Genomic DNA, 14613 nt, shown 5'->3' on the forward strand with positions numbered 1-14613 from the left:
CTTACGGGGAACCCCCGTTTATGCGCAAAATTTTCTTGGCTGGTTTCTCAAAAAGAAACAAAAAAGCCCCCGCAGCCATAATGGCTGCAGAGGCGTGGTTAGACGCGGTTCCACTCTGCTTGAAAGCTCGTCTCTGCACGGCGGTCGGACAGACCGCGGGCGGGCGCAAGCTCCAGCTCTTCGTTCTTATCGTGAACGATCCGGCAAAGCCTACCCTGCTTCCGGAAGCAGATCGGCATTGCGGCTCACAGGCGCATTTCCGGTAAAGACGGGAACGGACAACTTTCAGCCTGGACCTGATGGACTGCTCACAGCCACCGGTCCGGTCGTCCTCTCTGGGGATACCTCTTTAGCGTACTTCTCCTGATCAACGCCGTTGGTTATGGGAAATCGGGGTTCTTTTCACCATACTTGATTTAAACACAAGTATATCGGAAACGGCCCCGGTTTACAATAACTTCTTCAGCCGGGCAATGACCTTGTCTTTGCCAAGCAAATAGATCGTCTGATTCAAATCGCGGCCGTGCATTTGTCCCGTAAGCGCGATGCGTGTCGTCATAAAGAGCTGTTTGCCTTTGTACCCGGTCTCTTTCTGCACTTCCTTAAGCAGCGCCTGAATCGCTTCCGGCGACCAGTCGGCGGATTGCTCCACTTTGCCTAGGAAGCTGCCGAGCACGACAGGCACATATTCCTCCGCCATCATCGCTTTCGCTTCCTCTTCCTCGATTACAGCGTCCTCTTTGAAGAACATTTCCGAGAGGGCAACGATGTCGGACGCTGCGTTCATCTGCTCCTGATAGAGAGCCACCAGCTTCTTCACCCAATCCGCCTGCTCGGGACTCAGCTGCTGAGGGATGAGGCCGGCTTGCTGCAGATGAGGCAGCGCCAGCGCCGTCAAGCGGTCGATGTCGGCCATCTTGATGTAATGGTTGTTGACCCATTTCAGCTTCTCCGTGTCGAAAACCGCCGGGCTGCGGGACAGCCGGTTTTCGTCAAAGATGTTAATAAGCTCGTCTCGCAAAAACAGTTCGTTTTCCCCTTCCGGCGACCAGCCGAGCAGGGCGATGAAATTGAAAAGCGCCTCCGGCAAATAGCCGAGATGGTCGTACTGCTCGATAAACTGGATGATCGACTCATCCCGCTTGCTCAGCTTTTTGCGCTGCTCGTTGACGATCAGCGTCATATGGCCGAACTTTGGCGGCTGCCAGCCGAGAGCCTCGTAAATCATCAGCTGGCGCGGTGTGTTCGATACATGGTCTTCACCGCGCAGCACGTGGCTGATCGCCATCGTATGGTCGTCAACGACAACGGCATAGTTGTAAGTCGGAATGCCGTCTTTTTTCACGATGACAAAGTCGCCGATCCCGTCGGATTCGAACGAGATGTCGCCTTTAACCATATCGTCGAACGTATACGTCTTGCCGGCAGGTACCTTGAAGCGGATCGACGCCTGACGCCCTTCCGCCTCAAACCGGCTTGCCTCTTCCGCCGTCAGATTGCGGCATCTTCCGGAATAACGCGGCATTTCGCCGCGGGCGCTCTGCTCCTCCCGCTCCCGCTCCAGCTCCTCTTCGGTGCAGTAGCAGCGGTAGGCGAGCCCTTTTTGCAGCAGCTCATCCGTGTAACGGCGGTAGATATCCAGCCGCTCCGTTTGCCGGTAGGGGCCGTAAGGGCCGCCTACATCGATACTCTCGTCCCAATCGATGCCGAGCCATTTCAGGTAAGTCAGCTGGTTTTCCTCGCCGCCGGCGACGTTTCTTTTGACGTCGGTATCCTCGATGCGGATGATGAATTTTCCGTTATGATGACGTGCAAATAAATAGTTGAAAAGTGCGGTTCTCGCGTTGCCGATATGCAGATGGCCCGTCGGGCTCGGCGCGTAACGAACGCGGACTTCTTGGCTCATGATGATAACTCCTTCCGAAACTGGCGTCCCCAAAAATATTACTTGTTATGATAGCACATCTTTCAGCAGGCAAACAACCGCCTGTGCGGCGATGCCTTCGCCTCGTCCCGTAAAGCCGAGCTGCTCGGTGGTCGTCGCTTTGACGTTCACCTGGCTTGTCTCCGCCTCCAGCCCCTCGGCGATTCGCTTAACCATGGCGGGAATATGAGGCGCCATCTTCGGCTTCTGGGCGATGATCGTCGCGTCCAGGTTGCCGAGACGGTAGCCCGCTTCCTTGGCCAGCTTCCATACATGCAGCAGCAGCTTGTAGCTGTCCGCATCCTTATATTCCGCGTCGGTGTCCGGAAAATGCTTGCCGATATCGCCGAGCGCGAGCGCCCCCAAAATCGCGTCGCTGATTGCGTGCAGCAGCACGTCGGCGTCGGAGTGGCCGAGCAATCCTTTTTCATGCGGTATTTCAACACCGCCGATAATGCATTTGCGTCCTTCCACCAGTTGATGCACGTCAAAGCCTTGTCCTACCCGTATCACCTTGCATCCTCTCCCCTGACATTTTGCGCGATCCATTCGGCCCAAGGCAAATCCTCCGGCGTCGTGATCTTGATGTTATAATAGTCGGCTTCAACGACCTGAACCGGCGCACCGATCCGCTCCACCAGCGAAGCGTCGTCGGTACCGACGAAACCGTCCCGCTCCGCCTGCTCGTACGCCTGCTCCAGCAAAGAACGACGAAAAGCTTGCGGGGTTTGCATCGCCCACAAGCTTCGCCGGTCCGGCGTCGAACGGATGATGCCCGCACCGTCCACGATTTTGATCGTATCCTTCACCGGTACGGCCAGCACGGCCGCCCCGCACGCTTTGACCGTCTCCACGCAGCGCAAAATATGCTCCTTCGCTGCGAACGGGCGCACTCCGTCGTGGACGAGCACCCATTCGACCTGCTCCGGCAGCGCCTTAATTCCGGCATAAACGGAATGCTGCCTTTCGGCTCCTCCGGTTACGATTTGCGCCAGCTTGCCGATGCCGTACTGCGCCGCATATCCCGAGCATCTTTCGATATCGCCCGCTCCGGTCACGAGCACGATCGTATCGACCGCATCCAGCCGCTCAAACAGCTCCAGCGTATGTACCAAAATCGGCTTCCCCGCCAGCTCCAAATACTGCTTGCTTTCCGCGGCCTTCATGCGGGAGCCTTTTCCCGCCGCCACAATGACTACGCCCAGCTTCCCCATCGGTTCCCCTTCTTGTACCTGATCTATGGATGAAACGCTCATCCTCTTATCATACCGATTTTAGAGCGCTTTTTCCAATAGTTTCGGCTTGGCGAAAATCATCCGGCCCGCAGAAGTCTGCAGCACGCTGGTCACGAGCACATCGAGCGTCGTGCCGATAAATTCCCGGCCGCCTTCCACGACGATCATCGTCCCGTCGTCCAGGTAAGCGACGCCTTGGCCGTGCTCCTTGCCGTCTTTGATCACCTGTACGAGAATCTCCTCGCCCGGCAGTACGACCGGCTTCACCGCGTTGGCCAAATCGTTGATGTTCAGCACGGATACGCCCTGCAGCTCGCACACCTTGTTCAGGTTAAAGTCGTTGGTGATCACCTTGCCCTGCAGCACTTTCGCCAGCTTGACCAGCTTGCTGTCCACCTCGGAAATTTCGTCGAAATCCCCTTCGTAGATGAGCACCTTGACGTCGAGTTCCTTTTGGATTTTGTTTAAAATGTCAAGCCCCCGGCGGCCCCGGTTTCGCTTGAGCAGATCAGACGAATCGGCGATATGCTGCAGCTCTTCGAGCACAAATTCGGGAATGACCAGCGTCCCCTCAATAAATCCGGTTTTGCAAATGTCCGCGATGCGTCCGTCGATAATTACGCTCGTATCCAAAATTTTGTGTTCTTCGTATCCTTTCGCTTCTTTGTTGCGCTCTTTGGATACGCGATTTTTGGAAAGGATCGCAATAAGTTCATCTCGCTTGGAATAACCGAAACGGAAGCCCGCCACACTGAGTGCACCGGTCACTACAATATGCAGGATCACGCCGGACCATCCCGTAATATCGATGGATGCCAGCAGCATGACGGCGGCGAGCATCCCGATGACCATGCCGGCGGTTCCTGCCAGCAAATCGGAAATCGGCACTTTGGCGATCTGCTGCTCTCCCCGTTGAATCAGCTTGTACCCGGCGTGAACGGCCCAAGCGCTGACGATAAACCCGATTCCCCCGCCGATCAGCAGCGCCCAGAATGGAAAACCTTCCACCGGCATTTGCTCCACATTTTTCGAGGAACCCATCATACTGAATACCGGTTCGCTCCACGAATTACTCCACTCAAACCCAAGCACGCCCCCCATAATGGCAAAAATCATCTGTATCCATTTCTTCAACATGGGTTCACCTCCAGACCTTTTCGTTGTTGTTGAATTCATCTCGTTACAATTATGAACAAAAACTGGAATCGCTAAACAAACAAAAAAAGCATTTATTTTCTTTGTTCAAGAAAATAAATGCTTTTTATTTTCGCTTTGCGGTTTTATCAGAAACTTTCCGATTTTACCTCATCCGCGGACTTGTTTTTCCGTTTTCTGAAGAAAAACCGATCAACGTTTTTTTTTAAACCATAAAGCGCATAAATGACAAGCGGCACAAAAATCATTTTGGAAAGCATGCCCGGGAACAAGATGGCCAGCGCCACGGCAATGACGACCACGATTGGCGTAATCCAGATGGCTGCTTTCGGAATGCCGACTTTTTTGAAATTCGGGTATTTGACCGTGCTTACCATCAGGTAAGACAAGGCGAGCGTGCTGATCAAAAGCACCGTCGTGCCGAGCTGCTCATGAAATAAAGCAAGCGTACACAAAACGCCGCCTGCCGCCGGAATCGGAAGTCCGATAAAATAACCGGGAGTTCCGGCAATAACGTTAAACCGTGCCAGGCGAAGCGCCCCACAGATCGGGAATACCGCTGTGACAATCCAGGCTGCAGCCGCGTTGAGGCTTGTAAAAGCCGTGACGTACATGATAAAGGCCGGCGCTACGCCGAATGAAATGACGTCCGATAACGAATCGAGCTCTTTGCCGAACTCGCTCTGCGCATTCAGCGCGCGGGCGACACGTCCGTCCAAGCCGTCCAGCAGCATGGCCACGATGACCATAATCGCCGCAAGTTCCGGATTCCCGTTAAAAACGAGAATGATGGAGATGATTCCCAAAAATAAGTTCCCTACCGTAAACACGTTGGGAAGAGATTTTGTCAGCATGTAGTTATTCCACCTCTGGGTTTACTTTGCCCTAATACTCATCATTATATTAGACTATCCTCTCTTAGTATGCAAGCTAAATATGTCTGTCAATAAATACTTGATCCTGGATTCGTTTCAGCCCTTCTTTAATCGTTCTGGCGCGGACTTCGCCGATGCCGTCGACCTCATCCAGCTCCTCGATGGTAGCCATCATGAGCTGCGGCAGCTCCTCGAAACGTTCGACCAGATTGTGTATGATAAGGGACGGCAGTCGCGGAATTTTGTGCAGCACCCGGTATCCGCGGGGTGAAACGGTTTCTTCTCCGATGTTGTTCGAATGATGGTACCCCATCAGACGGACGATGTGGCTCGGATCGAGCAGCTCTTCGGAGGCTAGTTTTTTCAGCCCGTTCAGGATATCCTTCACCTTCTCGTCGCTGCCGTCCCGCGCATAGTCTTTGATCAGCAAATACGCTTCGTGTTCGGTATTGCCGACAAGCTCCTCGAGCTGCATGCTGATAAGCCTGCCCTCCGAGCCGAGCTCGTTAATGTACCGCTTGATTTCCGCCTTGACGCGCAGCACCATCTCCACCCGCTGGACGACGCTGACGACCTCGTGCAGCGTGACGAGCTCCTCGAATTCCGATGCTCCGAGGTTGGTTAAAGCCTGGTCCAGCACCGATTTATACTTTTCCAGCGTCTGGATGGCCTGATTGGCCTTGGTCAAAATGACGCCGATATCCTTCAAGGCGTACCGCAGGTTCCCCTGGTACAGCGTAATGACGTTGCGCCGCTGCGATATGGAAACGACCAGCTTTCCCGTCTGCTTGGCCACCCGCTCCGCCGTACGATGCCGGATTCCCGTCTCCGAAGAAGAGATGGAAGGATCGGGAATGAGCTGCGTGTTCGCATACAAAATCCGCTTCACATCTTCGCTTAAAATAATGGCCCCGTCCATTTTGGCCAGTTCGTATAAATAATTCGGCGAAAAGTCGCAGTTAATGGAAAAGCCGCCGTCGACGATCTCCATCACTTCCGGGCTGTAGCCCACAACGATCAAGCCGCCGGTCTTGGCTCTGAGCACATTTTCCAGCCCTTCCCTAAAGGGGGTACCGGGTGCAACCAGCTGCAGCAGCTGACTCATTACGTCTTTTTTGCTTTCTTCACGGCTCATAGGTATCCCCTTTCTCAGGCTAATGCGACGGAAAGCGCTTCGGCTACCGTGTTCACACCGATGATTTCAATTCCCGCAGGCGGAGTCCAGCCCTTCAAGCTTTTTTCCGGCAAAATGACGCGCCTGAATCCCAGCTTGTGCGCTTCCCTTACGCGTTGGTCCACCCGGGATACGCCTCTCACTTCGCCGGTAAGCCCGACTTCCCCGAATACCACATCATAAGGTTGTGTCGGAATTTCCTTGAAGCTGGAGGCTATGCTGACGGCGATGCCCAGATCGACGGCCGGTTCGTCGAGCTTGACGCCCCCGGCGACATTCAAATAAGCATCCTGGTTTTGCAAAAACATCCCCATCCGCTTCTCCAAGACGGCTACGATCAAGGACAAGCGGTTATAGTCCACACCCGTCGCCATCCGGCGCGGTGTGGGAAAGTTCGTTTGCGATACGAGCGCCTGCAGCTCAACGAGCACAGGGCGGGTTCCTTCCATGCTTGCGACCACTGTGGAACCTGACACTCCGAGCGGACGCTCGGATAGAAATAATTCGGAAGGATTCGATACTTCCACAAGACCTTGCTCCTGCATTTCAAAAATGCCGATTTCATTCGTCGAACCGAAGCGGTTTTTCACAGCTCTCAGCAGCCGGTAGGAATGATGCCGTTCGCCCTCGAAATAAAGCACGCAATCGACCATATGCTCGAGCAGCCGCGGACCGGCGATCGCCCCTTCTTTGGTGACGTGGCCGACGAGTACGGTGGCGATCCCTTTGATTTTGGCAATCCGCATAAAATGCCCGGTGCATTCGCGCACCTGCGAAACGCTTCCCGGGGCCGAAGTGACCGCCGGATGGTAAACCGTTTGAATCGAATCGATGACCATGAAGTCCGGTTTGACTTCTTCGATGGCCTCTTCGATTTGCTCAAGGTTCGTTTCGCACAGAACATAGAGAAGTGGGGAAACAACGCCGAGCCGGTCCGCCCGAAGCTTCGTTTGCCGTACCGATTCCTCGCCGGATATGTACAGCACCTTAAGACCGGCGGTCGCCAGCGCAAATGACGTTTGCAGCAGCAGCGTCGACTTGCCGATGCCGGGATCTCCCCCGACCAGGATGAGCGAGCCGGGTACGAGCCCTCCTCCGAGGACGCGGTTAAGCTCCTGATGCTGAGTCGTAATCCGCTGTTCTTCGCCACTTTCTATATGTATGAGCGGAACCGCCTTTTCTTTCGTACGCAGCAGGGAAGAATTTAAGCCTTGCGTTTTGACCACCGTCTCGACTTCTTCCACAAAGCTGTTCCACGACTGACACCCCGGGCATTTGCCAAGCCATTTCGGCGATTCGTAACCGCATTCCTGACAATGAAACTTCGTTTTCGCTTTTGCCATACTTTCCCATTTCTCCGTCCATTTAAAGAGTCTTTTCAAAGTTTACCATTTCGTTAATTGAAAGAAAAGCCAAAAAAAAGCACTCTGTGAATAAATACACAGAATGCTTTTTTTAAAAAATATATTTACGCCTGGGCAGCGGCTTCGCTGCGTTTGACGGTAAGCTCGCCGTTTTCCTCGTCGATCGTCAGCTTGTCGCCCTTGGCGATGTTGCCTTTGAGCAGCTCTTCGGACAAACGGTCCTCGATATGCTTCTGGATCGCTCTGCGCAGCGGACGTGCGCCGAACGTCGGATCGTAGCCTTCTTTGGCCAGGAACTCCTTCGCCTTATCGGTCAGCACGAAATCAATCTCATGATCTTTGAGCCGCTTGCGCAATTCGTCCGCTCTCAAAGTGACCATGCGGGAGATATGCTCCTGATCCAGCGAGTGGAACACGATGATCTCGTCGATCCGGTTCAGGAACTCCGGACGGAAGTTTTTCTTCAGCTCGCCCATCACTTTGTCTTTCATGTTGTTGTAATCTTTGCCGGCGTCTTGAGCCGCGGTAAACCCGAGTGTCGAATTTTTCTTGATCATCTCGGCGCCGACGTTCGACGTCATGATGATGAGCGTGTTGCGGAAGTCGACCGTCCGGCCCTTGGAATCGGTCAAGCGGCCGTCCTCAAGCACCTGCAGCAAAATGTTGAATACTTCCGGGTGGGCCTTCTCGATTTCGTCCAGCAGTACGACGGAGTACGGCTTGCGGCGTACTTTCTCGGTCAATTGGCCGCCTTCCTCGTAGCCGACGTATCCCGGAGGCGCTCCGACCAGACGCGAGGTCGAATGTTTCTCCATGTATTCGGACATATCGATGCGGATGACCGCATTTTCGTCGCCGAACAGCGATTCCGCGAGTGCGCGGGCCAGCTCGGTTTTACCTACGCCGGTCGGTCCAAGGAAAATAAACGAACCCATCGGACGTTTCGGATCTTTCAGACCGGCTCTCGCGCGGCGGATCGCGCGGCTGACCGCTTTAACCGCTTCGTCCTGGCCGATGACGCGATCGTGCAGGATCGATTCCATCTTAAGCAGCCGTTCGGTTTCTTCCTCCACCAGCTTGACAACCGGAATGCCGGTCCAGCTTGTCACGACTTGCGCGATATCGTCCGGTGTGACCTCGGAATCGGTGCGACCCTGCTTCTCCTTCCACTCGTTGCGGGTGGAATCCAGCTCCTCACGCAGCTTTTGCTCCGTGTCGCGCAGTGCGGCGGCTTTCTCGAATTCCTGGCTTTGCACAGCGGCATCTTTTTCCTTGCGGATATCTTCAAGTTTGTTCTCGAGTTTTTTCAGATCGGGCGGTACCGTGTACGAGCGAAGTCTCACTTTGGAACTGGCTTCGTCGATCAGGTCGATCGCCTTGTCCGGCAGGAAGCGATCCGTAATATAACGGTCCGACAATCTTACCGCTTGCTCAATGGCTTCGTCGGTAATTTTGACGCGGTGATGCGCTTCGTAACGGTCGCGCAGGCCGTTCAAAATTTGAATCGCCTCTTCCGGAGACGGCTGGTCGACCGTGATCGGTTGGAAACGGCGCTCCAGCGCGGCATCCTTCTCGATATATTTGCGGTATTCGTCGAGCGTCGTAGCGCCGATGCACTGCAGCTCGCCGCGGGCGAGCGCCGGCTTCAAAATGTTCGAAGCGTCGATCGCACCTTCTGCGCCGCCTGCACCGATCAGCGTATGCAGCTCGTCGATGAACAGGATAATGTTGCCCGCCTGACGGATCTCATCCATAATTTTTTTCAAGCGGTCCTCGAATTCGCCGCGGTATTTCGTACCCGCCACGACGGAGCCCATGTCCAGCGTCATGACGCGTTTATCACGAAGCGTTTCCGGGATCTCGTTGTTAACGATTTTTTGCGCGAGCCCTTCGGCGATCGCCGTTTTACCGACACCAGGCTCCCCGATGAGAACCGGATTGTTTTTCGTGCGGCGGCTCAACACCTGAATGACACGTTCGATCTCTTTGCTGCGGCCGATGACCGGGTCGAGATTGCCTTCCTTCGCAAATGCGGTCAGGTCGCGGGCCAAGCCGTCCAGCGTCGGCGTGCTTACGTTCGGATTCGCACCGTGATTGGTCGAAACGACCTCGCTGCTTCCAAGCAGCTGCAGCACTTGCTGACGGGCTTTGTTCAGGCTGATGCCCAGATTGTTCAGCACCCGTGCTGCTACGCCTTCACCTTCCCGAATCAATCCCAAAAGAATATGCTCAGTGCCAACGTACGTATGGCCCAGCTTGCGGGCTTCGTCCATCGACAGCTCGATGACCTTTTTCGCTCTCGGGGTGTAGGCAATATTGGTCGGCTGCTCTTGGCCGCGGCCGATCAGGGATTCGACTTCGTCCTGGATTTTCTCAAGGCCCAATCCGAGGGCGACGAGCGCCTTGGCGGCAATGCCTTCCCCTTCGCGAATAAGGCCGAGTAAAATGTGTTCTGTCCCGATATTGTTATGACCCAGACGTACGGCTTCTTCCTGAGCCAAAGACAGCACCTTTTGCGCGCGTTCCGTAAATCTTCCAAACATCATATCCTGCACCTCCAAAATATAGTATGTCACAGCCGTGTTTCATTGTATCGTGTGTTAAAGCTAATCATGCAACGCCGCCTGCCGATACTTTTCGAAACTTTTCGCGTATCAGTTCGGCTCTCCTTACATCTCTTTCTTCAGGCGACAGCTTTTCTCCTGCATATTGCTGTAAAAAACCGGGCTGAGTCATCACGAGCAGCTCGTTCAGCACCGTGGGAGACACGTTTTGTATGATTCCCAGATCGATGCCCAGCCGTACGTCGGAAAGACGTTGGGAAGCTTCCTTGGAATCGATAATCGCGGCATAGGATAAAATTCCGTACGACCGGCTGACGCGGTCGACGATTTTCGCCTTTGTCTCATACATCAGCTTCTGCCGCGCGGCGCGTTCATGTTCAATAATTTGGCGAACTACGCCATAGAGGTTGTTGATGATCTCCTCTTCCGACTGCCCCAACGTGATTTGATTCGATATTTGAAACAAATTGCCGATCGCCTCGCTGCCTTCCCCATAAAGCCCTCTCACCGCCAGCCCCACCTGGGTGATTGCCGAAAGAATGCGGTTGATTTGCTGAGTCAGCACCAGAGCCGGCAAATGGATCATCACCGATGCGCGAATACCCGTTCCTACATTGGTTGGACAGCTGGTCAGGTACCCGCGGCTTTCGTCAAATGCGTAATCGAGCTTCGTTTCAAAGTGGTCGTCAATCTGGTTGGCCAGATCCCACGCCTCTTTGATTTGGAACCCTTGCAGCAAACACTGTATGCGTAGATGGTCTTCTTCATTGACCATGATGCTGATCGATTCGTTATCGCTTAAAATAACCGCCCCGTTTCGCGATTCGTTCGCCAGAGCGGGACTGATCAGATGTTTTTCAACGAGCACCTGCTTCTGAAGTTCGTTTAAACCGGAAAGCGGAAGCATCGTAAAACGGCTGATCGTCTTTAAATCCTCATCTTCCAAAACCTCGGAAATCTTATCGAGCACTTCCTTGGACTGCTGGTTCGTTGCCAGCATCGGAAACGGGTAAGGATTAATATTGCGGGCAATCCGAATCCGGCTGCTGATCACGATGTCGGAATCGGGGCCCTTGCCTTTCATCCAATCGCTTAACGCATTTTCAAAAAAACGTGCTTGTGTCATTTGGGACACCCTCCTCCTACGCTTCGGCTACTTTTTTCTCCAGCTCTCGGATTTGGTCGCGCAGACTGGCCGCTTGTTCAAACTCCTCCCGTTCTATCCGAAGAAGAAGTTCTTTTTTCAAGCTTTCCAGTTCCCTTTTATATTTAATCATTCCGCCGGAACGTTTCGGCACCTTCCCCGTATGTGTGGTGCTTCCATGTACTCTTTTGAATAACGGGTCGAGCCGATCGGCAAAATGTTTGTAGCATGAACTGCACCCGAACCTTCCCAGCTTGCTAAATTGGGCGTAAGTCAACCCGCAGTGCTCGCATCTGGCCATTTGCGGTTTCTGCGCGAGCGTTGCCGAAGATGAGGGTTCAAAATCAAGCAAACCCGACAGTAAATTGTGAATGGAGAAACTGTTCGGCGTGCCCGGAATCATTTCGCCTTTTTCCCTGGCACATGTTTCGCAAATATGGAACTCCGTTTTCTCGCCATTCACGATTTTTGTAAAATGCAGCGTCGCAGGTTTCTTGCCGCATTCTTGACAGATCATCTTCTGTCCCTCCTTATAGCTTATTTGCTAAGCAAGGAAATGAGCATCGCTTTTAAAATGTTGGCGCGAATTTCGTCGCGCAGCGGCAGCTTGAACGCCAGTACCTCCCGCGAAATCGCCGCCCGCATGAGTCCGGCTTCCCGTTCGGTGATATATCCGCTGTCGTGGAGCTGGTATAACAGCCCTTCGGATGCGGCCTGATCGATTCGGGAGCTGATGGTGCGGAATATATGATCCAGCACCTCGCCGTGCGACTGCAAAACCACCTTCTGTATGCGAATATAACCTCCGCCCCCGCGTTTGCTTTCCACAATGTAACCTTTCTCCAACGTAAACCGTGTGCTGATTACATAATTAATCTGCGAGGGTACGCAGTCAAATCGGTCCGCAAGCTCGTTTCGTTGAATTTCAATGACCCCTTCCGGGCTTTGCTGCAGAACTTGCTTCAAGTATTGTTCAATGATTTCGGAAACGTTGCGCATCAATTTCAACCTCCATGTCGGCACTGCGTTTCGTACCGGCAGTGTAAATTGACTTTGACTTTCTTTGACCTTAATTTCATTATACTGATTTGGCTCAAATTTGCAACACCTTTGCCGATGCAGCTTTTCCGCTTTGTTTCCTAAGCCTAGTTTAGGCATGGGTCCGGGTTTTCATTCTGTGCGATCGCCACCCTCAAAATCGCGTATTTACCCGACGGGAACCGACAACAAACCGAACTGACCGGGCAACTGTTCACAAACATAGAGGAACTCACATTCGCTATTCTCGGAAAAATAAGCACATCTGAAAAATAGAGGAACTGAGGTGCGTTAAATATACGGAAAATCACTTGAGGGCTGGTAAAATGGGGAAACAACGCATCTGAGTTCCTTTATTCTTGGCGAGTCAATCGAAATGGCCATTATAGCGCACTATAGTTCCTTTATGGCCCGGGGACAGACGCACGAGCTGTTTGGGACTTAACCTGACAACATTGCGTTCAGGCGCCCTGGACCCGCCTGCAATGCGGGAATGCTCGCTTCTAGTTCGTGTTTGTCAGACATGGATTTTTACCTTCGGGTAAAAATCTTATGCCCGGACACGCTTTACTTTGGGAACGATGATACGTGGAGTGATTGCGGCCCGCATTTGTCCGCCACGATCGGCTAACGCCGAATTGTGCCGAACAAGCTTCATACTGGTGCTTTAGCTTATTTTCCTTAAAGACATAGCAAAAGACCCTCTCCAAAATTCGGAAAGAGTCTTTGCTTTTTCACTGTCACTCGGCCTTTGCTTGGCGACGTCCTACTCTCCCAAGACCCTGCGGTCTAAGTACCATCGGCGCTGGAGGGCTTAACGGTCGTGTTCGGGATGGGTACGCGTGGTTCCCCTCCGCCATCGTCACCAAACATGAGTTTTGTCTTAAAACAAAACTCGCTTCGGAAGCATGTTGCTCCCTGAAAACTAGATGCGAATCACTTCAAGTGTTTGCGTTAGAATTATCCTTTATTGGGCCCCGAGAAAGTAATCGGAATCGGCTTCGTCAGCGTCTTCTTCACTTTCTTGGGTAATATGGTTAAGCCCTCGACCGATTAGTATTCGTCAGCTCCACACGTTGCCGCGCTTCCACCCCGAACCTATCTACCTCGTCGTCTACAAGGGGTCTTACATACTGGGAAATCTCATCTTGAGGGGGGCTTCACGCTTAGATGCTTTCAGCGCTTATCCCTTCCGTACTTGGCTATCCAGCCGTGCCTCTGGCGAGACAACTGGTACACCAGCGGTACGTCCATCCCGGTCCTCTCGTACTAAGGACAGCTCCTCTCAAATTTCCTACGCCCGCGACAGATAGGGACCGAACTGTCTCACGACGTTCTGAACCCAGCTCGCGTACCGCTTTAATGGGCGAACAGCCCAACCCTTGGGACCTACTTCAGCCCCAGGATGCGATGAGCCGACATCGAGGTGCCAAACCTCCCCGTCGATGTGGACTCTTGGGGGAGATAAGCCTGTTATCCCCAGGGTAGCTTTTATCCGTTGAGCGATGGCCCTTCCATTCGGTACCACCGGATCACTAAGCCCGACTTTCGTCCCTGCTCGACCTGTTTGTCTCGCAGTCAAGCTCCCTTCTGCCTTTGCACTCTTCGAATGATTTCCAACCATTCTGAGGGAACCTTGGGGCGCCTCCGTTACTCTTTAGGAGGCGACCGCCCCAGTCAAACTGCCCACCTGACACTGTCCCCATACCCGATCAGGGTACCAGGTTAGAACTCCGATACGATCAGGGTGGTATCCCAACGTCGCCTCCACACAAGCTGGCGCTCATGCTTCAAAGGCTCCCACCTATCCTGTACAGATCGTACCAAAGTCCAATATCAAGCTGCAGTAAAGCTCCATGGGGTCTTTCCGTCTTGTCGCGGGTAACCTGCATCTTCACAGGTATTAAAATTTCACCGGATCTCTCGTCGAGACAGCGCCCAAGTCGTTACGCCATTCGTGCGGGTCAGAATTTACCTGACAAGGAATTTCGCTACCTTAGGACCGTTATAGTTACGGCCGCCGTTTACTGGGGCTTCGGTTCACAGCTTCGGTTTGCACCTTACCGCTCCCCTTAACCTTCCAGCACCGGGCAGGCGTCAGCCCGTATACTTCGCCTTGCGGCTTCGCACAGACCTGTGT

Annotated in this window: 12 protein-coding genes and 2 rRNA genes (1 of these 14 cut by a window edge); 1 reads left to right on the plus strand and 13 read right to left on the minus strand. The window is 53.4% G+C overall.

All coding sequences use genetic code 11. The annotated features are described in order from the left end of the window. Positions 1 to 20: 20 nt before the first annotated feature. Positions 21 to 266, plus strand: a complete 246-nt coding sequence (locus tag MYS68_RS28495; protein WP_248929051.1) for a hypothetical protein — start codon at positions 21 to 23, stop codon at positions 264 to 266. 182 nt (positions 267 to 448) lie between these two features. Here MYS68_RS28495 and gltX read toward each other — a convergent pair whose 3' ends face one another. The 13 genes from gltX to MYS68_RS28560 all read right to left on the minus strand — a co-directional run. Then, entirely contained in the window at positions 449 to 1906 is a 1458-nt protein-coding gene (gene gltX / locus MYS68_RS28500) for a glutamate--tRNA ligase (protein ID WP_248929052.1), read from the minus strand. A gap of 45 nt (positions 1907 to 1951) precedes the next feature. After that, entirely contained in the window at positions 1952 to 2437 is a 486-nt protein-coding gene (ispF, locus tag MYS68_RS28505; protein WP_248929053.1) for a 2-C-methyl-D-erythritol 2,4-cyclodiphosphate synthase, read from the minus strand. Then, positions 2434 to 3138 (minus strand): 2-C-methyl-D-erythritol 4-phosphate cytidylyltransferase, encoded by a 705-nt coding sequence (gene ispD / locus MYS68_RS28510; RefSeq protein ID WP_248929054.1) that lies wholly within the window; start codon positions 3136 to 3138, stop codon positions 2434 to 2436. Before ispD ends, ispF begins: the two co-directional genes overlap by 4 nt. Before the next feature lie 60 nt (positions 3139 to 3198). Next, positions 3199 to 4296 carry a PIN/TRAM domain-containing protein gene (locus MYS68_RS28515; RefSeq protein ID WP_248929055.1) on the minus strand — a complete coding sequence of 366 codons (1098 nt, stop codon included), beginning with the start codon at positions 4294 to 4296 and terminating at the stop codon, positions 3199 to 3201. A gap of 146 nt (positions 4297 to 4442) precedes the next feature. Next, positions 4443 to 5168: a CDP-diacylglycerol--serine O-phosphatidyltransferase gene (pssA, locus tag MYS68_RS28520; protein ID WP_248929056.1), complete on the minus strand. Its 726-nt coding sequence runs from the start codon at positions 5166 to 5168 to the stop codon at positions 4443 to 4445. Between the two features lie 76 nt (positions 5169 to 5244). Next, on the minus strand, positions 5245 to 6324 hold the full coding sequence (gene disA, locus MYS68_RS28525) for a DNA integrity scanning diadenylate cyclase DisA (RefSeq protein WP_248929057.1): 1080 nt from the start codon (positions 6322 to 6324) through the stop codon (positions 5245 to 5247). Between the two features lie 14 nt (positions 6325 to 6338). Next, the gene (gene radA, locus MYS68_RS28530; RefSeq protein WP_248929058.1) at positions 6339 to 7706 is read right to left on the minus strand and encodes a DNA repair protein RadA; all 1368 of its coding nucleotides are present in this window, start codon (positions 7704 to 7706) and stop codon (positions 6339 to 6341) included. Between the two features lie 125 nt (positions 7707 to 7831). Then, entirely contained in the window at positions 7832 to 10273 is a 2442-nt protein-coding gene (clpC, locus tag MYS68_RS28535; RefSeq protein ID WP_248929059.1) for an ATP-dependent protease ATP-binding subunit ClpC, read from the minus strand. Positions 10274 to 10337: 64 nt separating this feature from the next. Then, positions 10338 to 11417, minus strand: coding sequence for a protein-arginine kinase McsB (locus MYS68_RS28540; protein WP_248929060.1), 1080 nt, complete (start codon positions 11415 to 11417; stop codon positions 10338 to 10340). Between the two features lie 16 nt (positions 11418 to 11433). Further along, on the minus strand, positions 11434 to 11952 hold the full coding sequence (locus MYS68_RS28545) for a protein-arginine kinase activator protein McsA (protein ID WP_248929061.1): 519 nt from the start codon (positions 11950 to 11952) through the stop codon (positions 11434 to 11436). A gap of 20 nt (positions 11953 to 11972) precedes the next feature. Beyond that, complete coding sequence (locus MYS68_RS28550; RefSeq protein ID WP_248929062.1) at positions 11973 to 12434, minus strand: CtsR family transcriptional regulator; 462 nt, start codon at positions 12432 to 12434, stop codon at positions 11973 to 11975. Positions 12435 to 13226: 792 nt separating this feature from the next. Further along, positions 13227 to 13343: ribosomal RNA gene (gene rrf, locus MYS68_RS28555) — 5S ribosomal RNA — on the minus strand. A 163-nt stretch (positions 13344 to 13506) separates the two neighbouring features. Next, positions 13507 to 14613: ribosomal RNA gene (locus MYS68_RS28560) — 23S ribosomal RNA — on the minus strand; it runs 1809 nt beyond the window's last position.

The organism is Paenibacillus hamazuiensis, assembly GCF_023276405.1.
Taxonomy (GTDB): domain Bacteria; phylum Bacillota; class Bacilli; order Paenibacillales; family NBRC-103111; genus Paenibacillus_AF; species Paenibacillus_AF hamazuiensis.